Origin of the sequence: Halorussus pelagicus, assembly GCF_004087835.1 — an archaeon.
In the GTDB taxonomy this organism is placed as follows: domain Archaea; phylum Halobacteriota; class Halobacteria; order Halobacteriales; family Haladaptataceae; genus Halorussus; species Halorussus pelagicus.
In genome coordinates, this window is sequence record NZ_CP035119.1 from 104,133 (window position 1) to 126,285 (window position 22,153).

Below are 22,153 nucleotides of genomic sequence, written 5' to 3' on the forward strand. Positions count from 1 at the left end.
CCTCGATTGACGCGCGACGCTTAGTCGTTCCGAGGCGTCGGCGTCGCCGCCGGGTCGTCCTCGACGTACTCCAAATCGTCTGTGTAGTAATCCGCGAGTAGGACCGCGAACACGCCCACCAGCGCGGCGGTGAGAACGGCGGCGGCGCTGGCGGGCGTCCACGCCGTCGTCTCCTCGAACACCTTGACGACTGGGTAGCGGAGCGCCCCAACCATCAGTGCGACGAGGAAGGTTAGCGTAATCTGGCGGTAGTTCGAGAGCGCCCATTTCACGACGCGGGCGAACGTGAGGATACCGACCGCCCCGCCAGCGACGAACGAGACGATGTTCACCAGCAGGTCAAGCGCGGTGTCGATGTTCCCCGCCAGGAGGGCGTCGATGAACCCTTGCAGTTGGTTCACCATGAATTCGTACTGACCCAGCAGGATGAGCAGAAACGACCCCGAGACGCCGGGGAGTATCATCGCACAGATGGCGACCGCACCGGCGACGAACAGCAGGGGTACCGCGTGGGGCAATCCGCCTTCGGCGGAGATGCCCGCGACGAGAAACGCGACGGCGAACCCGACGACGGCGGCCGCTACTTCGCCGCGCGTGTCGAGACCGACCTCGCTCCAGAGAACCACCGCGGAGGCGGCGATGAGACCGCCAAAGAACGCGAACACCAGACCGGGCGCGACCTCCAGTGCAGTCTCGATAAGCCCCGTGACCGCGACGACGGCAGTGGCGATACCCGCGCCGAGGACCAACAGGAACGCCACGTCCATCTCCCGGAGCATCTCCGCGATTCGCCCGCGAGCGTCCGGTTCGTACGCTCTCGGCAGGTCGGCCAGCACGGACGGGTGGAAGGCGGCGATGCCTCCGACCAGTCGCTCGTAGATGCCGGTTATCAGCGCGATGGTGCCGCCCGAGACACCCGGTACGGCGTCGGCAGCACCCATGAAGAGACCTTTCAGGTAGATGGAGAGCCACTGTCGCATTAGGAGTGAGATACGACGACCGGCCGGAAAACGGTTTGCTTTCTCGGGACTCGGTCGCGTGAAGCAACTGAACGCCGCCGACTCGAAAATGCAACTCCGGTTCCGAAAATAGAGGCCGCGGTTCAGTCCCGACCCGCAATCACGAGCGCACCGCCCCACGCGCCGACGAGTCCGGCGCGCGCAGGAGCGGTGTCCTCACGCTCAGGGAGCGCGTCCTCGGGCGTCATCTGCGATTGACTGTCCGCGCTCGCGGCGTCGGCCGGGGCGGCCAGCGACGAGGAGTCGCCGGTCGTCCCGTTCGCGGCCGTCTCGTCGCCGCCGTCGGTGCCGTTGGCGGGCGCGGTCTGGTTGCCGTCGGCGGTCTGATTGCCGGACGCCGCCGTGTTGTTACCCGACTGGTCGTTCTGCTGGAGCGAGACCGACTCCTCGGTCAGTTCGACCGAGGTGGTCTCGTCGCTCTCGCCGATGACCTGCGCCTCGGTCACGTCCGCGGAAGCGTTGTGGAAGCTAACGTTTCCGTTCTCGAAGTTCTGGGGCGTGTAGAACTGGTACTGACCAGTCGCGCGGACGCTGACGTTGGTGTAGCCGTTCTCCGGTCCCCAGTTCTGGTACCCGGTCGAGGAGTACGGCAGCGTCATCGTGAACTCGCCGTTCGGACCAGTTTCGGCCTGCTGGCTGTAGGTGAACGTGCCGTTCTGGCCGACCGGCGACATCCGAACCGCCGCCGTGACCGTGGTGTTGGCCGGGCCGCTGCCCGTCACCGTCGCGCCGGGCACGCGCTCGAACGTCTTGACCCACGAGGGCTGGGTCTGGAACATCTGGTTGGGACTCCGAATCGCTCCGCCCTGCTGAAGCAGTTGCATCTCTGCGCGGAGTTGCTGTGCCCACCGGGCGTTATTCGTGCCCGAGGCTTGGCTCTGGTTGACGACGCGGTAGTGGTTCAGCGCCTCGACGGTTTCGCTCGGGAACTGGCTGATGCCCCCGACCTGCGCGGTCGAGTCGTTAGCGACGAACGAGCGGGCCTGCTCCATCGTCTGGAACCGGCGGACAAGCGTCGCGTTCGGTCCCTGTTCGTTCATCTTGAGCGAGGCGACCTGTCCGCTCGGCGTCTCGTACTGCCGGGCGCGCCAGTCCACGACGATGGGTTGGGACTCCATCCGACTACCGTGATAGAGGTAGAGCCGAGCCATCTGGCTCTCGTAGTAGTCCTGTGAGCGCAGGTTGAACGCGGTCTGGAGACCGTTCTGGCCCTGTCGGTAGACACGTTCGTAGTAGTCCGACCGGGAGACGTTCTCCTTGAACGTCGCCGGTGCGAAGAACTTCCCGCCAGCGTTGTCGTACACCGAGGCCATCTTCCAGTCGACCATCACGTACCGAGTCTCCTCGGTCGGCCCGCCAAGGGCCTCGATGACCTCGTTGGCCTCGGACTCGTTCGGCGCGAGTAGGTAGTTGGCCGCTGTTTTCGCACCCTCTTGGAAGGGGTTGGCGTTCGGAATGCGCTCGCCTTCGACCGTAATCCAGTGGCCGTAGTCCCACCACGACATCACACCGTAGGCCCCTTCGGGGTAGTCGTAGTCGCTGTTGCTCTGGTCGAAGGTGCCGTAGTAGTCCAGTTGGTCTTCGTTGTTCGCGTCGCCGTAATCGCCCTCGGCGGGCGTGCTGTTGGCCATCCAGTCGAGCGACCCGTCCCACTTGCTGATGTCGCCGGGCTGGGTCTCTCCGGCCTGCACCGCGGTCTGGGTGTTATCGACGCTCGCGTATCCCGACGACCCGATGCTGGCCGGTGTGACCAGCACGGGCACGATGAGCAGGACAACGAACACGAGCGCGAGAACCTGGTATCCCTCGATGTCGGTCAGCGACTCGCGGCTCGTGACGTTCGCCAGCGAGAGGACCTGCTTGACAAGGTAGGCGTTCAGCACGGCGACCGGCACCGCCAGATAGTAGTTGAACCGAATCTGCGTGAACGCCGCAGCGGTGATGAACGCGGCCCAAACGAGCACGAGGAGATACTCGGCGCGGTGGTCGTCGGTCCGATACGTTCGCCAGACCATCCAGACCGCGGCGATGACGGCCGTAAACAGCATCAGGCCGTAATCTCGGAGGATGAGGTCGTACCACTCGATACCGAGTCGTGGTTGGACGTTCGAGAGGTAGGGTTGGGCCTCACCGATGGTCCCAGTCTCGGCGTTCGTGCTGAACCCGACGACCCGGATGAGGTTGGTCCTGACGAGACTGAACACCGACGGGAGCGCGACGTAGACGAACCCGACGATTCCGAGAATGAGACCGCCGACCGTCGCGGGGTACAGCGCGGTTGAGAGATCACGAGCGTCCCACTCGCGGGCGAGCCACGCCATGAAGACGCAGCCGACTGCGACCGCGAACGCGAGCATGGGCTGGAGCGACGAGAACTTGGTCGGACTCGGACTCAGCGAACCGAGCGGCACCAGCATGAGCAGCCCCACGACCCCCATACTGATCGCACCGACGAACGCGAGGTGATCCGGACTGACGCCGCGGACGTAGTCAGCGGTCAGCTTAAGCCCGAAGAAAATTGCGAAGATACCCACGAGCATGACGCCCGGCGGCCACGTCCAGAGATAGAGCGCCGTGGCGACACCCGCGAGTACGCTGTAGCCGATGGGCGCTCTGAGCGCCTCGAAGTCACGGTCCACGAGCAGTTCGTACACCGGCTTCTCGCGCTCGGCGACGCTCAGCGCGACCATCATCGCCAACACCGCGAACGTCTGGAACAGCGGCTCGGCGATGTTGTGGTCGGCGAAGCCGACGAGACCCCGCTGGAGGAACGTACCGGGGAACAGCGCGAGGACGATTACCCCGAACAGACCGCCGGGGCGGCCGCCGAGGCGCTTGCCGACCAAATACGTCGGGATGGCGACGAGCGTCCCGAGGACAGCGGGCGCGACGAGGAGGGTCATCGCAACCGTCTTCTGGGAGGGGTCGCCGAGACCGACTATCAGCGCCGCCGTGGCGACGAGTTGGTCATAGAGCGTCCCGAACTGGCCGACGCTGGTTCCGAACGGGAAGTACGTCCACGGGTCGTACGGCATCGTGGAGGGCCAGTTGCTCACTGTGTACTGTACCTGTCGAAGGTGATACCACGCGTCGTTCCCGTCGAAGAGGACTTGCCCGTTCTGGACGAACTTGTCGTACGACTGGAGTCGCACCCACAGCATGAACGAAAGCGCTGCGGCGAGTACGGGGACGTGATACCAGTCCTCGAACGAGTCGAGGATAGAACCGGCGGTGTCGGACGAATCCTCGACCTGTTCAGTCTGCTGGCTCATTGGATTGAAGGAATGCCAAAACGCGCATAAGCCTTATCATCTGACCCCGGTCACGAGTAATCGGCAGTATCAATCGACGAGAACAACAATGTTTACCTACTCCTCGGCGTGTACGTTGGCGTGAATAGCTAAAATGACGAAAGTCACGTTTATCTCTACTCCGGACGACGGCTCATGTGGTATCGGAACGTACACAGGCACGCTCTTGAAGAATCTCGATACCAGTTTAGACATTCGTCACGTCACGGTCCCCTTAGGTAGTTGGAATCCGTTTTCGTATCTAGCGGCAGTTCTTCAACTAAAAGGAGACCACTCTGACGTGGTTCATGTTCAACACGAGTACGGTATCTTCGGACCCAAAAGTCTGATGAGTTGGCTGTTCTTCCCTGCCCTATATGTAATTTCTAATATTTTTGGGGAAGAAGTAGTTATTACGTTTCACAGTGCGTGGAACGATGAGACGATTGGCCCACCACTTATGGGCTTAAAGAAAATATACGTCCGGTTCAATAACTCACTTTTAGCAGCCGTCGCCGATCACGCCATTTTTTTATCAGATAATTGTAAAGAAAGGTTTCTACAAAGTACGTCACTCTCTTCGTATGAAGTCTTACCACATGGTGTCCAGACTGACACTGTTGAAATAGACTCGGCAACGGCCAAAGAGACGTTCGGCTATAAGCCGGAGGAAACCCTCATCGTCGAACCGGGATACGTCCGCCCAGAGAAAGGATACGAAACGTTTCTTGATGTCGCCCGCAATGCTCCTGACTACGAGTTTCTTATTGCAGGAGGTAACCAGAACGAGGACGACGCCGAGTACATGGCGAATATTTCACAGCAGGCTCCAGAAAACGTTCAGATAACCGGCGTACTTAACGACTCTGAGTTTCACGCAGTCTTTAATGCGGCCGACCTAATCCTGCTTCCGTACGAGGAAGTGACCCAGAGCGGCATTTTCAATTGGTGCGTCGCCTACGAGCTTCCTGTTATAGCGAGTGACGAACAGTACTTCCGTAACCTCAACACGCAGTGGAACTGCGTTTCGCTGTTCGACTCCGGAAACGCCGACGCTGCTCTAGCAAACGTCCGTGAGCTACTCGACGATGAGGACCAAAGGACTCGTCTTGTCGCAGCCCTGAAGGACTATCGGAAATCTCAGTCTATCGACGGAGTGGCGGATAAACACGTCAAAACATACCAACAGTTATGTGATAGTTCAGCCGCTTGAGAGAGGGAAAGCGGTATGAATTGACTTAATCAGACGATCTTATCCCATGCCAAAAAGGCGGAGTTTCATTGGCCACCACCAAGACCGAACCGACTCATAGAGTCGCTTCAGAGAGCGCGTTTCAGATATATGAGGCTCTAAGTACCGGAGCAAGCGCCGCCGAACGGTTGGTTTCCATACTCGATCAACGTGCGAGTAACTGTGATAATGAACTGCTGCGGCCGATTTCCCTATTCCTTGGCGGATTGGAAGCGGCCAGTTTGATATTTCCGACAGTTCTCGAAACGAGATATCCGATTGCGACGCGATAACGCCAAGAGCAATTTGGTCCGCGAATGTCGTTTCGTCGGCGATTACCTTCCGAACGATCCTTGTTACTTCAAGCCAACGGCGAGCAACAGCCGCGGAATCGACAGCGACGACACCGGCATTGAAATACGGCAAGATGGATTTTTTGTCCACGGTCGTCTGAACTTGCCATTCTTGTGGCGGTTCTACGGCGACGGCGTCGTAGACAGATCGCCACCCCTCGTGTAACTTCTCCGTCGCCCAGTATTGTGTCGAAATATCTACGGGCTTTGCGCTTAAGTCAGCCGAAATACCGTTTTCGAACTCCGAAAACTGGTTCAGAACAATAATGTCTGAGTCAAGAAAGACGACTGGCTCCGTCGTTCGCTCAGTCGCCCGAACAAGTGCGTCCAGCTTCGAACTTACAGGATATCCGTCAATCGGAATTTCTCCGTCAATAATTTCAGCATGTTCGTTTATCGTTTCCAAGGCGGTATCAGAAATGCGTGACCGTTCAGAAGAGACGACATGAGCGTAAATCGACGTCTCGGGATACTGATCGGCCAGAGATCGCGCGAGTGCAGAGGCTTGCTGACTACCTTCGTTTGGTGGAACGCAAAAAACAAATTCCATATTATTTCTTCCCTATGAGTGCTGGCTAAGGTAAGTTATGCAATCTAAATAATCCTTGCGGTGTTCCAGTCTTAGCTAGCTTTATTCGAGTTAGTTAGTCCCGCATCTTCGGCAAGCGCTCGAATCGTCGTTCGGAAGGGTTCGCTAATGAGTAACAGTGAGCTGAAGTACACTACACCTCCAATTCCGACTACCAGGGCAACGTAAGGCCAAAATGAAAGTGGTAGTGCGAGACGCACCGCATAAGTCACCGCGGCCATCAGAACGCCGCTAGCGAACTGTTCCAGCAGTGGTCGTGGGAGAAGGTTGAGAGAGGGCATCAACGACCGGACGAAGTATGCTCTAGCAACGTACGCTATCGCTTCGCTCACAACGGTAGCGACGACGACGCCGAACGGACCGATGGTGTACAGGAGTCCGATTCCGAGCGTGAGATTGAAGACGAAGACGAACGTAGACACACGGAGGTTGAGCTCCGGTCGGTCGATTCCATCCAACGTCGAAACGAGTATAGACTTTTGTGAACGAATAGCTCGGAAGAACGCAAGACCCGCCAAGTAAACTCCTGCCTCAGCGAATTTGCTACTGTAGGCTGTGACGACGACGGGACGACCGACGGTAAGCGCGCCGAAGAACAGCGGAATTGCGATAATACTCACGTACGAAAGATTGTTCTGGATATCCGTAATGACCTCTTCACCTTTGCTCCGTCGGTTACTGATACGCCCCATCAGTCCGCCCTGTGCGATTCCTGCCACGTACATTGCGGGCATCGTCATTCGAAGGGCAACTTCGTAATTCCCGACGACGCTCTGGCCAACAAGAAGACCGAGAAGAATGACATCCATCCGACTCTGAGCAGTAGCCACAACTCCGTTTGGAATACTCGACTTTGCGAACTCCCACACGCTTCGAAGGGTATCTTTCGATGGTATCTCTGGTTTGGCTCCGACGAGGTAGATTACAATCGGTGCTACGACGAGGTTGGCGACAACCATGCCCCCAACCATTCCGGCTACGCCCATACCTGAAGCGACGAGTGCGGCCTGGGCCAGCACTCGCACCACGTCCCTACCAGCCTGAACCCATGAGCTTGACCCGAACTGCTCAGTTGCTTTTAGGACCTCTAATGAGGTGAGGAACGAAACCATCCCGACGAAGAGCAAGCTCAGAAGGAGCCATGCGTCAGGATTGCCGACCTGTGCAGTGATAAGCGGCGATGCGACCCACGAACCGACGAATACAATGACGGAAAATATAACAATTCCAGCAATTGTTGAGCCGACCGCTTCCCCTGACGGAACATCTTTTTCTGTGAGCCGCTTTCGACATGCGTTCGCCCACCCTGTGACTGGATTATCGAGAAAGGCGACAATCGCCATGAGAAAATAGAACGTACCGTATCCCTCCGGGCCGAGGATGCGAGCCAAGAATACGGATCCCACGAATGCGACGATAGCAGTTGCTATTCGTCCAATAAAACCGATTCCGACCTGAATACCAAAATCAGTATCTCCGATACTCAAACTTTATACCCAAGGTTACGGAGACGATCGTCGATCTCATCTTCATCAGCCTCATGCATCTCGACATCACCGGAGACGATCTTTCGTCGGTCGCCGACAGTCTTCACGGCCCACGGAACCTCCGTGAGTTTCGGATGTCGAACACCATCGGGATGAGCATAGCCTCGAATAGGGAACGGCCAGAGCCGTTCACCGAACAGTTCGCCGTGATCCGCGGTGAAGACCGACTTTCCGCCAAGGTCATCCGCTAGTTCATCAGCGTATTGGAAAGCGTATAGAAGGTTCTGAATGTACTCGTTCCAAACCTCCTGTCGAGTTACGCTCCCGTTTTTCAAGTCAACTCCAGGATGCATTTCGTCACGGATCTGATCTTTTCGTGTTCCATCAGCATTACCGACACAGGGGGCGTGAGGTTGGAAATAGTGGACGATAAGTCGCTTTTCGGGATACTGTTCATGGACTCTTCTCGCTACGTCGCTCAGGGTATCCGGATAGATGGTCGGAACGTCTCCAAGACCTGCCTCTTCGAGTACGCCCGCACTAGAGAGATCTTCACGGCTGGCGTCGTGTTCGGTTATCCAGAGGTTCTCGACATCGTGGAAGGAGTAAGGTGCAATTTTCGATATCCACGGATTGGCAGTTACATATACGGTATCAGGAAATTCGCGCGCAGTGAACGTGTTCTTCATCCATTCTGGGCTTGAACATCCGACAGAGTGGACAGAATCATATTCATCAAACTGAGACGTATCGATAGCCTGCTCAAACATGTCAGCACGACATGCGTCGAGGATAAGAAGATTATCCCAGTCTTTCTCCATGAAATCTTCGCCATGGTTACCGTGTATCTTACCGAGCATCGGTCCAGCTATCCGTGATGTAAACCGCTGACGCCACCAGTACGGATCGTCTCCGTTCTTCAGAATCTCGTTCGTTGCGTACGTAATTTTATCGATCATATGGATTTTGGGATTAGTTCTCTTTGTCCTACAGTTGTCGAGCAATCACTTTATAGGCTCACCGGTTTTCGTTTACGATGGGAGAGTAGCTACTCTCGTGGTTAATCGAGGTGCCTCCTATATTTTCCGGAGTGTACTCGGCTACGTTTTGAGTCGAGGTTCGAGTCGCTCGGTGACGGTTCCCCAGGTGAAGACCTGCATGCTACTAACGTCGGCGTTCAAAGCAGCGTCCACTGCATCGGCCACTTCCATAGGACCGATTTTGCGTACATCAATCACGCCGCGGTTCGACACCCAGTCGTCGAGCGCACTCCCCGTCCGAACGACGCAGGGGGTCCCGCTGGCCAGTGCCTCGGCGACCGTCATACCGTACGCTTCGAACTCCGAGAGTAAAAGGTAGGCCGACGCCCCAGCGTACAGTCCCGGTAGGCGTTCGTCGGCGACGTAGCCCAGAAACTCGACGCGCTCGGAAACGCCCGTCTCGCGTGCAGTCCGCTCTAACTCGGACCGGTAATCGCCGGAGCCAGCAATCAGTAGGTCGTACTCCGGGAGTTCCGGGAGTGCGCGAATCGCGTGTTGAACACCCTTGTACGCTTCCAGTCGGCCAACGCAGAGTAGATACGGTCGGTCGCGCTTCTCGGGCGTCGCGTCGGCGAACCGCTCTACGTCCAGGCCGTTCGGAATCACGGTGGCGTCGAGTCCGAAGTCCGCGCGTAACTGGTCGCGCTCCCAGTCGCTGACCGCGATTACCTCGTCCGCGCGCCCGAGCGCCCATCGGCCGAGCGGTCGGTAGAGCGAGAGTAGTTTGTCGCGGAACCCGCTCGCGCTTCCCCCGTGATAGTGAGGCGTCACTACGAACCGTGCGTCCGCGACTCCTAACGCCGCGAAGAAGGCTGGGAGCGAGTGATAGTTGTGCGCGTGGACCACGTCCTGGTTGGCCCGTCGAACTGCGGGTGCGATGCCCGGCGCGACGTGGAACGCGCCGCCGGGCGCGAACCCTCGAAAGCGGCGCACACGAACACCGTCGCGGGTCTCGCGCCGGGCGAGTCCGTCCTCGGCATCGGCCGCGAACACCGTCACGTCGTGGCCACGAGAGACGAGTCGGCGACTGATTTCGGCGACGTGAGTCTCGACGCCACCAGTATGAGGCGGATACCGCGGTGCGACTTGTAAAATATTCATCGAACTATCCTCAGTCGAACGCCTCCCGCAACTCCTCGTCTACTTCCCACGTCCCGTCGCCTTTCCCGCGGAGCAGTTCGACGGCGGCGTGGAGCAGCGACACCTGCGAGTCGAAGACAGCGTAGATAGCCTGTAGCGGACCGAGGAAGTCTTTCTGACCGAGCCAGACGAACGCGGCGAGCGCGGCCGGAACCGCGAGCCCGGCGAGACCCGCGACGGAGAGTCCAGCGGCGGTGACCGCCAGCACGTCGAGCGCGACGAGCCACGGAGAGACTATCATGAACCACCAGTTGAACGGGAGGACCACTTTGCCGTAGTTGCCGTACTTTCCGAGCGCGTCGCGGTGCTGGGCGAGCAGGCGAATCAGACCCATCCCGCGGCGGTCCTTCTGAAGCCTGCGCTTGCCGAAGTCGGAGTGAGACGCCTCCTTGTACCTGACCGCGGGGTCGAAAACGACGCGGTCACCGCCCCGACGAATCTTCAGCGCCAACTCGGTGTCGTCGGCCAGCGAGTTGGGGTCGATTGGGACGATGGCGTCGTTGTCGAACGCCGAGAAGGGACCGTGGAAGATGAGCGTCGAGTCGAGGTGCGATTCAAGCGTCTGGATGTGGGCCTGTACGCCCCGATACCCGGCCTCAACCTCGCTTCCGCCGAGGACTTCGGCGTTCTGGCCCGTGACCGCAGCCACGCCGGGGTCCGCGAGATTGGCGGCCGCCTCTCGGAGCGCGTCGTCGGCGACGTAGGAGTCGCAATCGGTCTTGACGACCATTTCGTTGTCGGCGGCGGCGTAGGCGTCGTTTAGGGCGGGCGCAAGTCCCCGGCGCTCCTGCTCGCGGATGAGGTTCAGGTCCGGATGCGCGCGGTCCTCGAAGTACGACTCGATAATTTCGGGCGTCTCGTCGTCGCTGGAGTCCACGACGACCAGTTCGACCTTCTCCATCGGGTAGTCCAGCGACACCACGTCGTCGAGTTTCTTCTCGATGATGCCCGATTCGTTGTAGGTCGGCAGAACGATGCTGACGGTCGGTTCCGCGTCGCGCTTGTCGGCGGGCGACCCGCTCGGCCCGACGACCGCGTAGAGGGCTAAGTACGCGAGATACGGCAGCGCCGTGGCGGCGACGAGCGCCCCCGCGGCGGCCACGAGAGAGTTCATACGACCGGGTATGGAATCGGACTATAACATACTGTTGGTCGTCGGCGAGACGAAGACGGGCCGTCGGCTATCCGACAACGTAGCATCACGAAAGAAATGTACGGACAGGACGAAAGTGAGAGGAAGGTCGGATACCGCGTTAGACCGTGACTGCGCTCTCTTGGGAGAGCGACTGGGGCACGTTAGCGCGGTACTGCGTCACTGCGCCGTACTGGGTCGTCACCTTGAGCTTGACCTCTTCGCCCTCGCCGAGGGCGCTGGAGATCTGGGTGGCGTCCATCGTGATCTTGAATCGGTCGTCCTGCGTGTTGAGGACGGGTTCGGAGCCGTCAGGATCCTTGATGGCGCTGACGTTGAACTCGCCGTCACCGAGGCTATTGCCGTCGTCGTTATGAGTCAGCGTCTCGGCTTCCTCTGGCCCGATCCACTCGATGGTGGCTGACGATAGATTGATATCGTCGGACCCGGAACCGCGCATGACCGTCAGGTTGATCTTTTCGACCCGCTCGTTGGCAACGCTACCGAACGCGCTAACGACCTGCACGCGGTTCGAGACCTGCGCACTGGACTCCTGACCGGTCTGCTCGGACTTCGTCTGGAGGAATCCGGCCGTATTGATGAGCACGCCCGCTGCAATTGCGGCGACAAGCACCATCGCAATGAAGACGATGAGCGTACCGATACCCACCTGACCGCGGTCGTTGACCGCGCCCTCGATTCTATCTTTTACTGCTGAGATATAATTCCGTGACATTATTCGGACCTTTTTGTATTCGGGAACTTTCCCAACTTGGACGTACCACCAACGATATATATAACGTTCGTCCGTTTTCACCAGTGATAATCGGCGTCATTTCGTCTATTTATTGCTCGAAGGAAGACATGCATCCATATTCAGAGTGGTCTCCGAAGAGAACACGTCCGATGATCGCTTTTAAATTATCTCCAATTGAACTCTACGCGCTTTTATCGCAGGTCTACACGCGGAGTAGGCCGAGTGACTCGGGGCTTGACCCTAAGGTGGCTCACGCACACCGACGATGACGATGCACGCGAACGGCATCGCCACCGTGCCGACCGAGACATTCGACCGAAGCGCGCCGACCGAAAGGTCATAGAGTAAGCCTTTTGCGCTCGTGGTGACCACTCCATTTCAATGGCCGACAGCGAGGACGTTTGCGTTCTCATCCCGACTCTGAACGAAGCCGAGACTATCGGCGAGGTTATCGACGGGTTCACCAGTCGAGGCTACGAGAACGTCCTCGTCATCGACGGGAACTCGTCCGACGAAACCACCGACGTGGCCCGCGACCACGGGGCGCGAGTCATGTATCAGTCAGGGTCCGGAAAGGGACAGGCGGTCCGAGAAGCCATCGAGCACATCGACGCCGAGTACGTCCTGATGCTCGACGGCGACGGCACGTACCGGCCCGAAGACGCCGAGGCGATGCTCGACCCGCTGGTGAACGGCGAGTACGAGCACATCATCGGCGACCGCTTCGCGGACATGGAGGACGGCGCGATGAGTCGCTTCAACGAGTTCGGGAACGGACTGTTCAACTGGGTGTTCCGCACCATCCACGGCAAGAACTTCGAGGACATTTTGAGCGGCTATCGGGCGTTCACCCGCGAGTCGGTGGAGAAGTTCTATCTGGATTCCGACGGCTTCGGCGTCGAGACCGAACTGGCCGTCGAGTGTGTCAAACACGGCGTGCCGACGACCGTAGTCCCGATTCGCTACGAGGCCCGGCCCGACGACTCGGACACCAACCTCCACCCGATTCGAGACGGCGGGGTCATTCTCCTCACGCTCTACCAGTTGGCGAAGACGAGCAACCCGCTGTTCTACTTCGGGAGCGTCGGGGTGTTGAGCGGGGTGTTCGGCGTCGCCATCGCTGGGTACGTTGCCTACGAGTGGTTCGGCCCGGCGAACACGTCCCACGAGGTGCTGGCGGTGGTCGCCGCGTTCGCCATCCTATTTGGCGTCCAACTGCTGATGTTTGGTGTCCTCTCGGACCTCATCGTGACGTTGCACCGCGAGCAGATGCGACGGTTAGAGTAGTCGGCATCCCTTCATTTCTCGCCCCTGTCGCTCGAAAACTGCCGGTACTGTTATTTTTGTTACTTGTGTACGTGCGTCCGCATGCCAGATAGTCACAATCTCCACGACTACGACGGAGTGCGCGAATCGTTCGCTTGGGACGATATCTACGCCGACGCCGACTGGGACGCGCCCGACGAACTCAACATCGGCCACGAAGTCTGCGACCGACACGCGGCAAACGGCGAGCAGGTCGCGCTCTATCAGGTCGGCGAGGACGGCGACCTCACGGAGACGACGTTCCGAGAGTTGGCCGACCGGTCGAGCCAGTTCGCCAACGTCCTCGAGGCGTTGGGCGTCGAGCGAGGCGACCGGGTGTTCTCGTACATGCCCCGGATTCCGGAACACTACGTCGCGCTCGTCGGGACGCTCAAGCGCGGCGCGGTGTTCGGCGGCGTCAACGAGCGGTTCGGCCCGGACGGCATCTCCTACCGACTCGACGACTGCGACGCGTCGGTGGTCGTGACCACCAGCGACAACCGCGAGACGGTCGGGGCAGCGCTCGAAGACGCGCCCTCGGTCGAACACGTCCTCGTGGTGGACCGCGACGAGGGCGAGATTGGCGACGGCGATGTCGGGTTCGCGGACGCGCTCGACGACACGAGCAGCGAGTACGAGGCGGCCCGGACCGGCGGAGAGGACGACGCGCTGCTCTACTACACCAGCGGAACGACCGGTCCCGCGAAGGGCGTCCGGCACAAACAGCGGTGGGTCGCGGGCGTCGCGGCCACCCAAAAGTACGCAGTGGACCTCCAACCCGGCGACCTCTACTGGTCAACGGCTGACCTCGGGTGGCTCACCGGTCCCATCAACACGCTCGGCGCGTGGTTCTGGGGCGCGAGCCTCTTCACCTACGAGGGCGAGTTCGACCCCGAGACGTGGGCCGACCTGCTGGACGAACACCCCATCTCGGTGCTGTTCAGCGTCCCCACGGCCTACCGGATGCTCCGCGAGAAGGAAGAGGTGCTAGCGGGCGTGGACCTCGACCTCCGGCATGCGCTCTCTATCGGCGAACCGCTCTCGGCGGGCGTGGTCGAGTGGGGCGAGGAAACCCTCGGCGTCACCATCCACGACACCTACGGCCAGACCGAGACGGGCAACATGATTATCAACAACTACCCGACGATGGACCTCAAGCCGGGGAGCATGGGCAAACCGCTTCCCGGCATCGAGGCCGACATTGTGGACCCCGAGACTGGCGAGCCAATGGCACCGGGCGAGACGGGCGAAATTGCCCAGCGCGGCGACTACCCCTCCTTCTTCGCGGGGTACTGGGAGAAGCCCGAGAAGACCGACGACTGCTTCGTGGAAGGCTCGGAGGGTAAATGGTACCTCTCGGGGGACCTCGCGCGCAAGGACGAGGACGGCTACTTCTGGTTCGAGGGCCGCGCCGACGACGTAATTATCTCGTCGGGCTACCGCATCGGTCCCTTCGAAGTGGAGAGTTCGCTCGGCGAACATCCCGCGGTCGCGGAGGCGGCGGTCGTACCCAAACCCGACCGCGAGCGTGGCAACATCGTCAAAGCCTACGTTGTCCCGAGCGACAGCGCGGACCCCGACGACGACCTCGCGGAGACCGTCAAGTCACACGTCCGCGACGAACTCTCGGCCCACGAGTACCCCCGCGAAATCGAGTTCGTCGAGGAACTGCCCAAGACCGTGACGGGGAAGATTCGCCGGACGGAGTTGCACGACGACGCTCAACAGGAGGCCGAAGTCGGGCAGGAGTGAGGGACTTCGGGACGCTCTTTCTTACTACGACTTGGCGCGTGCGGGCGAGGTCTGCGCGAGCGAAGCGAGTGCAGACTCGGCGGACGCGGTTTGTCCGCCGGTGGCCGAGGACCGCAACGGAGTGCGGACGTGGCTGTCGCGGTGCTGTGCAGTTGCGGTAACTCCTTGGCTCAAGCCTGAAGCTAGCTTCTCTCCGCTATCACCAATCGTCCCGCGTCGTCGTGGACTACTCAGAAACGAACAGAAACCTCGAACGAAACAGAAAACCCCGACTCAAAGTGGTAGCGCCGCCCGAACGCGCTCGATGACGCTCGGAGACCGGGAGTGGCGATACTGCTCGAAAATAGGGTGGAGCGCGTTCAGAAACTCCTGTTCGTCGTCGAATCGGTCGCGCTCGACTTCGGCGACGGCCTCTGAGAGCGCCACGGTGTGGCCTTTGGCGTCGTACTTGATTCGCGGGTTCGAGAGTGCCTGCACGACTTGCTCGCCGGTCGCGGGAAACGAGAAGTCGCCGCCGTCGAGTTCGGCCGCCACTTCCGCGATGCCGAATTCGATAACGTCGGGACCCTCGTCCGAGTTCGACGGTGGTGGCCTCACGCCCATGTGCGTTGCTTCTCGCTCCCGGAATGAAAAACTCACTACTCGGATTTCCAAGTGGTCGTCGCTACCAGCACTCCCCCTCACTGGCTCCCGACGCTCCACCTCACTGGCCGGGAACCCCGCCTTTACGTCTCTCAAGGCCCTCGGCTCAGGCATGACCGACGACCCCACCGCGCGCAACCGACTCGACGAGGAGGCGAGTCCGTACCTCCGCCAGCACGCCGACAACCCCGTCAACTGGCAACCGTGGGACGACGCCGCCCTCGACGCCGCCGCGGAGCGCGAGGTTCCTATCTTCCTCTCGGTCGGCTACTCGGCCTGCCACTGGTGCCACGTCATGGAAGAAGAGAGCTTCGAGGACGAGGAAACCGCCGCGGTACTGAACGAGAACTTCGTCCCCATCAAGGTGGACCGCGAGGAACGCCCGGACCTCGACAGCATCTACCAGACCATCTGCCAGGCCGTCTCAGGCCGAGGCGGGTGGCCGCTGTCGGTGTGGCTCACGCCCGACGGCAGACCGTTCTACGTCGGGACCTACTTCCCGAAGGAGGCCAAGCGGGGCCAACCCGCTTTCCGGGAGTTGCTCGAAAACATCGCCGAGTCGTGGAGCGACGAGGAGGACCGCCGGGAGATGGACCGCCGGGCCGACCAGTGGACCGACGCCATCGAGGGCGAACTCGAATCGGTTCCTGACCCCGGCGAGACCCCCGGCGAGGATCTGCTCGACTCGGCGGCCGACGCCGCGGTGCGCTCGGCCGACCGCGACCACGGCGGGTTCGGCACCGGCCAGAAGTTCCCCCAAGCCGGGCGTGTCCACCTGCTTCTCCGGGCCGCCGAGCGCGCGGCGGACGCGGGCGACGACGACACCGCCGCGGAGTACCGCGAGGTCGCCACCGAATCGCTCTCGGCGATGGCCGAGGGCGGTCTCTTCGACCACGTCGGCGGCGGGTTCCACCGCTACACCGTGGACCGCGAGTGGGTCGTGCCCCACTTCGAGAAGATGCTCTACGACAACGCCGAAATCTCGCGCGCCATGCTCGCGGGGTATCAAGTCACGGGCGACGACCGCTACGCCGCGGCCGCGCGCCGGACCTTCGAGTTCGTCGAGCGCGAACTGACCCATCCGGAAGGGGTCTCCGAGTCGCACTCGGAGGCTCGCGGGGCGGAGTCCCGCGGCGGGTTCTACAGCACACTCGACGCCCAGAGCGACGGCGAGGAGGGCAAGTTCTACGTCTGGACGCCCAAGGAAATCCGCGACGCCGTGGACGACTCGACCGCCGCGGACCTCTTTTGCGACCGGTTCGGCGTCACCGAGTCGGGCAACTTCGAGGGCGATACTGTCCTGACGAGTAGCGAGTCAGTTGGGGACCTCGCAAACGAGTACGAGATGAGCGAGACAGAAGTCGAGGAGACCGTCGAGCAAGCCCGCGAGCAGGTCTTCGCGGCGCGCGCCGAGCGCGTCCGACCCCGGCGCGACGAGAAGGTGCTGGCGGGGTGGAACGGCCTGATGATTTCGGCGCTCGCGGAGGGTGCGCTCGTCCTCGGCGACGACCACTACGCCGACCTCGCGGCAGACGCGCTCGCGTTCGTCCGCGAGAAGTTGTGGGACGCCGAGGAAAACCATCTCTCCCGCAGATTCAAGGACGGCGATGTCGCTATCGAGGGGTATCTCGAAGATTACGCCTTCGTCGCTCGCGGCGCGCTGAACCTGTACGAAGCGACCGGCGACCCCGACCACCTCGGGTTCGCGCTGGACCTCGCGGACGCCATCGCCGACGAGTTCTGGGACGCCGAGTCGGGGACCATCTACTTCACGCCCGAGCGAGGGGAAGACCTCGTTGCCCGGCCACAGGAACCTCACGACCAATCGACGCCCTCCAGTCTCGGCGTCGCCACCGATACCTTGCTCGCGCTCGCGGAGTTTACGCCCGACGAGGAGTTCGCCGACATCGCCGAGCGCGTCCTCGAAACGCGCGGCCAAGAGATTCAGTCGAACCCGCTTCAACACACCTCGCTGGCGCTCGCGGCCGACCGCTACGCTCGCGGGTCGCTGGAGATGACGGTCGTCGCCGACGACCTGCCGGAGTCGTGGCGCGAGGAACTCGCCGCGCGCTATCTGCCGAGTCGCTTACTGTCGCGCCGCCCGCCGACCGACGAGGAGCTATCGACGTGGCTCGACCGCCTCGGTCTCGACGAGGCTCCGCCCATCTGGGCCGAGCGCGACCGAACGGACGACGAAGCGACCGTCTACGTCTGTCGGGAGTTCGCCTGCTCGCCGCCCGAGACCGACCTCGCGGCGGCGCTCGACTGGGCCGAAAGTGGGAGGTGAACCCGGCCGATAGACCACGGCGACTGCCGGATTTTCTCCGAATGAGGTAGCGAAAAGAGAGCGTGTGCGATTCACGTAGCCGAATACGTTGTTTTACTCAGCGGCCTCACCGTCTTACCGATAGAGATTGAGTCGTTGGAGAACCGACCCGATCAGTACCGCGACCGGGATGATTTCGAGCCGACCGACCCACATGTTAATTATTAGCATCCCTTTGGCAGTGTCGGGCATCCCTGGGCCGGTAATTCCGGAGTCCAGTCCGACGTTACTCTGGGCGCTCATCACGTCGAAAATCACGTACTCCAGCGGATAGCCCGGTGAGAGAACGCGCAAGAGGACGGCGACGCCAATCGCAAGGAACGTGAGCCAGAGGACGAACACGACCGTCGCTTCGGTGTACTCGCGTTGGGCCTGTTCCTCGCTGAGATTGCGCTCCCCGAGTTGCAGATACCGGATTGCAGTGTTAGGTCGGAACACGTCCTGTATCTGCCAGATAGTCCCCTTAATAATCGTTATCACCCGAATGAGCTTGAGTCCACTCACGGTCGAACCAGCCGCTGCACCGGTGAGCATGCCGAGACACGTCACCAACGTCGCGCCAGCGCTCCAGACCTGCTCGGTCCCACCGCCAATCGTGGTGCTCCCGAAGCCGGTGTTCGATGTCCCGGAAACGAACTGGAACAAGCTCACCCGGAACGTCTCCTCCAGCGTTGCGTACTGTCCGTTCGTGTATAGAATCCCCGTCAACACGAGGGACCCGACTGCGAACCAGATGAACACCCATCGCGTCTGTAGGTCAGCGTAGAGATTCCGCAACTCACCCTTGAATATCAAGTAGTGGATGGGAAATGCGATACTCCCCGCGACCATTATCGGGACCGTTGCGTACTCGATCAGTGGACTGTCGTAGTGCCCGATGGAATCGGCATGCACCGAGAACCCCCCCGTCGCAATCCCGGTCATGGCGTGGTTGATCGAGTCCCACAGTGGCATCCCGGCGAGGAGGAACAAGACGATTGAGCCGATAGTGAGACCCACGAAGATCTTCCAGATTTCCTGAACCGTGGTCACGATGCTCGGGTGTATCTTCTCGGACCGCGCTTCGCTCTCGTAGAGCGTGTACGACCCACTGCTCCCGCCGCTCCGCCGGAGGATTGCGACGGTGAGGACGATGACGCCGACGCCGCCGACCCACTCGATGAACGACCGCCACCAGTGTAGCGACCGCGGGAGTTTCTCCTCGACGGCGGCCATCGTGAGACCCGTCCCGGTGAAACCGCTCATACTCTCGAAGACCGAATCGAGCGGGTGGAGAAACACCGCAGTCGTCGCATCCATCGGTGGAGTGTTCGTCCAGACGGGGAACGGATCGATCTGGATCGTCCACGCGACGAGGAGAAACGGCAATCCGCCAAGAGCACCGACGAGCGCCCATGCGGTAGCAGCGGTGACCATCGCTTCGCGTTTTCTCGGCGGGTCCGCTTCCCGGTACAGCCAGACGAGTCCAGTCCCGAGTCCCGCCATTACGACCGCCGAGACTACGAAGGCGGGAATCGCGTAGAACTCGCCGTTCACGGCCGCCACACCGATGGAAACAACCATCATCAGGGAAACCGCCTGAACGATACGACCGACGTCACGTCCGACAGTCTTTGTATCTACTCTCATCGTTGATACTCGTTCGATAGGTTGGGCAGAGCGTCGTCGGCTTTCGGACTCACGACGGGGTTTGAGGTTGTCCGGAATTCAACCCGACCGATGGAAGAAGTGTAACACATCGCTTACTCTACTCGATCCTCGTAATGCCCGAAGATGTCCGTGAGTTCCGGATCTGCTCCGGTTGCGGAGTAGACCGTCAACAGGTCGTTCGCTTTGATTTGGGTATTTCCTCGGGGAGTCAGCGGCTTGCTTTCGCTTTCACGTTCGATAGCGACTATCAGGACGTTGTCTGAGAGGATGTTCTCCCTGCCAGCCTCGGTGAGTGTTTTTCCAGCGATCGGTGCGTTCTCCGTTACCGTAATCTCGAAGACCTCCGCTTCGTCGCCGATTCGCATGTAATCGACGATAGCTGGTCTAGCTACTGCCCGGTAGAGGTATCCGGCAATGAGTTGTTGGGGGTTTTCGATGGTGTTCACTCCGATCTGACGGAAGAGATTCATATGCTCTGCGTCGTGAACCACCGACGTGATTCCCGGAATCTCGAACTCCTTTGCGAGCAGACAGACCATGACGTTCGTCGCGTCCTGCTCCGTCGTCGAGATGATCGCGTCGGCCCGTTCTGCTCCGGCATCAGCTAGCGTTTCCTTCATCGTGGCGTCCGCGTTAAGCACCAAGCAGTCGTACTCGCTGGCGATTTCGTCAGCTTTCTGCGTGTCTCTCTCGATGACCACGACATCGTTTCCGGAACGCGTAGCGATGTCGATCAGCGGCGATCCAATATCACCTGCTCCAACAATGATAATGTACATGTGTAGTTTAAATTATTTGTTTGTCGCACGGTCGGTAGTCGGTTTCGTTCGCGCTTCGCTCGTCTCTCGGTCGGGGGAGTTGACACGGTTGTACTGGCGTTACCGTCTCGGGTGCATCGGTGAGAGATCGTCGCGCGACGTCATTGCGGTTGGCGACTGGAACAATGACCCGGCAGAAAAGCGACTCAGCCATCGTCGTTGTCCTCCGTTTCGTCGTGTACCTTTCCGAGGTAATGCCACCGATACTGACCCCCCTCGTCGTCGATATTGGGTTGCCATTTGACTCTGTAGGCGAATAGCCCGTGTTCCTCACCCGTTTCGTCCGGGTGTTTCACGACGACGGTAGTGTACGCGCCGTGGTCCTCTACGTGAACTGGTTCCCCGTACCGTGATTCGATTGCATCTGTTAGGGGCGGATGCTCTCGGAGGAGTTGTTGCGCGTAGTGAATGATATCCCTGAGTTGGCTGTCACTGCTATCTTCGAGCGCAGTCGTAATCTGCTCAGGGGTGTCTTCTTGGGAATCGGTGTCAGGTGGAGTCATATTTTGATTTGGTCGTTGCCGCTTTCGTCCGGCTAAACACTCTCCGACAACCGAAGAGGGTATGATTCGAGCGACATGTTTGCTGTTACCGGTACAGTCTATCTTCCCCTGAATTCCCCACAAGCCATAAATTTTGGCATATAATTTCGCTTCAGAGGAGTATACCTGCAGTATATTTTTGCTAAGCAAATTCCTAGCACTTCCCCGACCATTGCTGACCTTAGATGGTCCGCCAACCGATACCGACGACTCGTCGGAACACTCCCACTGCTTCGTTCGAGGAGGGACGAACACGTAGCGCGAAGCCGTGGCAGTTCCGGACAACCGGCGCTCTACAGCGAAGACCTTTATTCGTCCTGAGCGTAGTTCCGCTATGGCTCACCGCGTCGATGAAATCGACAAACGCATCCTCTATTATCTGGCATTGGACGCGCGGAACACCTCAACGTCAGATATCGCCGACGAAATGGGGGTAACTCCAGCGACGATCCGAAATCGGATCAAACAGCTCGAAGAGCAAGGCGTTCTTCGAGGGTATCTGGCCGACATCAACTACAAGTCCATCGAGGGATACGTCACCTACCGGTTCAGATGTACGGCCCCAATTCCGGACCGTGCCCGACTCGCTCAGTCGGCTCTAGAAATTTCCGGAGTCGTAACCGTTCAGGAACTGATGGCGGGGTCCGCGAACCTCGGGATTACGGTCGTCGGGGCGGATACCGACGACATCAACCAAATCGCGGGCGAACTGGCCGACCTCGGATTAGAAATTGAAGACGAGAGCGTTATCGAAGGTGAGTACCACACTCCGTACAATCCGTTCGGTCCAGAAAACGTCCCGAAGGGACCGTCGTTAACGGACTTCATGAGTTTAGCCGGGGACGCGGAGGTCGTCGAATTCACCGTCTCGGAGGGAGCAGAGATTGCAGATATGACTATCGAACAAGCCGTGAACGAAGACCTGCTGGCCGACGAAATGCTCGTCGTCGGCGTTGAACGGGAAGGCGACGTACTCACTCCCAAGGGTGAAACCGTCATTCAAACGGGTGACGTCGTTTCGCTCTTCTCGAAGGGTCCGCTGGAAAAGAACTCTTTGGAGGTATTCGGGACGCAATAAGC

At 60.0% G+C, this 22,153-nt stretch carries 17 protein-coding genes; 5 read left to right on the forward strand and 12 right to left on the reverse strand.

All coding sequences use genetic code 11. From position 1 onward, the window contains the following. Window positions 1-20: 20 nt before the first annotated feature. Together EP007_RS00590 and EP007_RS00595 are read right to left on the reverse strand one after the other, a co-directional pair. Window positions 21-980, reverse strand: a complete 960-nt coding sequence (locus EP007_RS00590; RefSeq protein WP_128475802.1) for a DUF368 domain-containing protein — start codon at window positions 978-980, stop codon at window positions 21-23. Window positions 981-1,102: 122 nt separating this feature from the next. Further along, on the reverse strand, window positions 1,103-4,291 hold the full coding sequence (locus EP007_RS00595; RefSeq protein WP_128475803.1) for an oligosaccharyl transferase, archaeosortase A system-associated: 3,189 nt from the start codon (window positions 4,289-4,291) through the stop codon (window positions 1,103-1,105). A 133-nt stretch (window positions 4,292-4,424) separates the two neighbouring features. Between EP007_RS00595 and EP007_RS00600 the strand changes: the two genes are divergently transcribed. Then, a complete protein-coding gene (locus tag EP007_RS00600; protein ID WP_128475804.1) occupies window positions 4,425-5,522 on the forward strand; it encodes a glycosyltransferase in 1,098 nt (365 codons plus the stop codon). 39 nt (window positions 5,523-5,561) lie between these two features. Here the strand turns inward: EP007_RS00600 and EP007_RS00605 are convergent, their stop codons facing one another. From EP007_RS00605 to EP007_RS00630, 6 genes are all read right to left on the reverse strand, one after another. Further along, entirely contained in the window at window positions 5,562-6,443 is an 882-nt protein-coding gene (locus EP007_RS00605) for a hypothetical protein (protein WP_128475805.1), read from the reverse strand. A gap of 71 nt (window positions 6,444-6,514) precedes the next feature. Then, on the reverse strand, window positions 6,515-7,873 hold the full coding sequence (locus tag EP007_RS00610) for an oligosaccharide flippase family protein (protein WP_166035394.1): 1,359 nt from the start codon (window positions 7,871-7,873) through the stop codon (window positions 6,515-6,517). 92 nt (window positions 7,874-7,965) lie between these two features. Beyond that, entirely contained in the window at window positions 7,966-8,928 is a 963-nt protein-coding gene (locus EP007_RS00615; RefSeq protein WP_128475807.1) for a hypothetical protein, read from the reverse strand. Window positions 8,929-9,069: 141 nt separating this feature from the next. After that, window positions 9,070-10,110 (reverse strand): glycosyltransferase family 4 protein, encoded by a 1,041-nt coding sequence (locus EP007_RS00620; protein WP_128475808.1) that lies wholly within the window; start codon window positions 10,108-10,110, stop codon window positions 9,070-9,072. Between the two features lie 10 nt (window positions 10,111-10,120). After that, window positions 10,121-11,263 (reverse strand): glycosyltransferase, encoded by a 1,143-nt coding sequence (locus EP007_RS00625; RefSeq protein WP_128475809.1) that lies wholly within the window; start codon window positions 11,261-11,263, stop codon window positions 10,121-10,123. A 139-nt stretch (window positions 11,264-11,402) separates the two neighbouring features. Then, window positions 11,403-12,017, reverse strand: a complete 615-nt coding sequence (locus EP007_RS00630; RefSeq protein ID WP_128475810.1) for an archaellin/type IV pilin N-terminal domain-containing protein — start codon at window positions 12,015-12,017, stop codon at window positions 11,403-11,405. A gap of 402 nt (window positions 12,018-12,419) precedes the next feature. Between EP007_RS00630 and aglJ the strand changes: the two genes are divergently transcribed. Further along, window positions 12,420-13,325: an S-layer glycoprotein N-glycosyltransferase AglJ gene (gene aglJ / locus EP007_RS00635; RefSeq protein ID WP_128475811.1), complete on the forward strand. Its 906-nt coding sequence runs from the start codon at window positions 12,420-12,422 to the stop codon at window positions 13,323-13,325. A gap of 81 nt (window positions 13,326-13,406) precedes the next feature. After that, window positions 13,407-15,095, forward strand: coding sequence for an acyl-CoA synthetase (locus EP007_RS00640; protein WP_128475812.1), 1,689 nt, complete (start codon window positions 13,407-13,409; stop codon window positions 15,093-15,095). Between the two features lie 273 nt (window positions 15,096-15,368). Here EP007_RS00640 and EP007_RS00645 read toward each other — a convergent pair whose 3' ends face one another. Next, entirely contained in the window at window positions 15,369-15,698 is a 330-nt protein-coding gene (locus EP007_RS00645) for a hypothetical protein (protein WP_128475813.1), read from the reverse strand. Window positions 15,699-15,849: 151 nt separating this feature from the next. Between EP007_RS00645 and EP007_RS00650 the strand changes: the two genes are divergently transcribed. Beyond that, a complete protein-coding gene (locus EP007_RS00650) occupies window positions 15,850-18,024 on the forward strand; it encodes a thioredoxin domain-containing protein (RefSeq protein WP_128475814.1) in 2,175 nt (724 codons plus the stop codon). Between the two features lie 114 nt (window positions 18,025-18,138). Here EP007_RS00650 and EP007_RS00655 read toward each other — a convergent pair whose 3' ends face one another. From EP007_RS00655 to EP007_RS00665, 3 genes are all read right to left on the reverse strand, one after another. Then, window positions 18,139-19,692 (reverse strand): TrkH family potassium uptake protein, encoded by a 1,554-nt coding sequence (locus EP007_RS00655; RefSeq protein WP_128475815.1) that lies wholly within the window; start codon window positions 19,690-19,692, stop codon window positions 18,139-18,141. A gap of 113 nt (window positions 19,693-19,805) precedes the next feature. Beyond that, window positions 19,806-20,492, reverse strand: coding sequence for a potassium channel family protein (locus EP007_RS00660; RefSeq protein ID WP_128475816.1), 687 nt, complete (start codon window positions 20,490-20,492; stop codon window positions 19,806-19,808). Between the two features lie 185 nt (window positions 20,493-20,677). After that, window positions 20,678-21,034: a hypothetical protein gene (locus EP007_RS00665; RefSeq protein ID WP_128475817.1), complete on the reverse strand. Its 357-nt coding sequence runs from the start codon at window positions 21,032-21,034 to the stop codon at window positions 20,678-20,680. A 373-nt stretch (window positions 21,035-21,407) separates the two neighbouring features. Here EP007_RS00665 and EP007_RS00670 point away from each other — a divergent pair, with 373 nt between their 5' ends. Beyond that, window positions 21,408-22,151, forward strand: coding sequence for a winged helix-turn-helix transcriptional regulator (locus EP007_RS00670; protein WP_128478462.1), 744 nt, complete (start codon window positions 21,408-21,410; stop codon window positions 22,149-22,151). Window positions 22,152-22,153 lie beyond the last annotated feature (2 nt).

Coding starts and splice junctions, on each gene's coding strand:
- EP007_RS00590 (WP_128475802.1), bottom strand. CDS start 980: ATGCGACAGTGGCTCTCCATCTACCTGAAAGGTCTCTTCATGGGTGCT.
- EP007_RS00595 (WP_128475803.1), bottom strand. CDS start 4,291: ATGAGCCAGCAGACTGAACAGGTCGAGGATTCGTCCGACACCGCCGGT.
- EP007_RS00600 (WP_128475804.1), top strand. CDS start 4,425: ATGACGAAAGTCACGTTTATCTCTACTCCGGACGACGGCTCATGTGGT.
- EP007_RS00605 (WP_128475805.1), bottom strand. CDS start 6,443: ATGGAATTTGTTTTTTGCGTTCCACCAAACGAAGGTAGTCAGCAAGCC.
- EP007_RS00615 (WP_128475807.1), bottom strand. CDS start 8,928: ATGATCGATAAAATTACGTACGCAACGAACGAGATTCTGAAGAACGGA.
- EP007_RS00620 (WP_128475808.1), bottom strand. CDS start 10,110: ATGAATATTTTACAAGTCGCACCGCGGTATCCGCCTCATACTGGTGGC.
- EP007_RS00625 (WP_128475809.1), bottom strand. CDS start 11,263: ATGAACTCTCTCGTGGCCGCCGCGGGGGCGCTCGTCGCCGCCACGGCG.
- EP007_RS00630 (WP_128475810.1), bottom strand. CDS start 12,017: ATGTCACGGAATTATATCTCAGCAGTAAAAGATAGAATCGAGGGCGCG.
- aglJ (WP_128475811.1), top strand. CDS start 12,420: ATGGCCGACAGCGAGGACGTTTGCGTTCTCATCCCGACTCTGAACGAA.
- EP007_RS00640 (WP_128475812.1), top strand. CDS start 13,407: ATGCCAGATAGTCACAATCTCCACGACTACGACGGAGTGCGCGAATCG.
- EP007_RS00645 (WP_128475813.1), bottom strand. CDS start 15,698: ATGGGCGTGAGGCCACCACCGTCGAACTCGGACGAGGGTCCCGACGTT.
- EP007_RS00650 (WP_128475814.1), top strand. CDS start 15,850: ATGACCGACGACCCCACCGCGCGCAACCGACTCGACGAGGAGGCGAGT.
- EP007_RS00655 (WP_128475815.1), bottom strand. CDS start 19,692: ATGAGAGTAGATACAAAGACTGTCGGACGTGACGTCGGTCGTATCGTT.
- EP007_RS00660 (WP_128475816.1), bottom strand. CDS start 20,492: ATGTACATTATCATTGTTGGAGCAGGTGATATTGGATCGCCGCTGATC.
- EP007_RS00665 (WP_128475817.1), bottom strand. CDS start 21,034: ATGACTCCACCTGACACCGATTCCCAAGAAGACACCCCTGAGCAGATT.
- EP007_RS00670 (WP_128478462.1), top strand. CDS start 21,408: ATGGCTCACCGCGTCGATGAAATCGACAAACGCATCCTCTATTATCTG.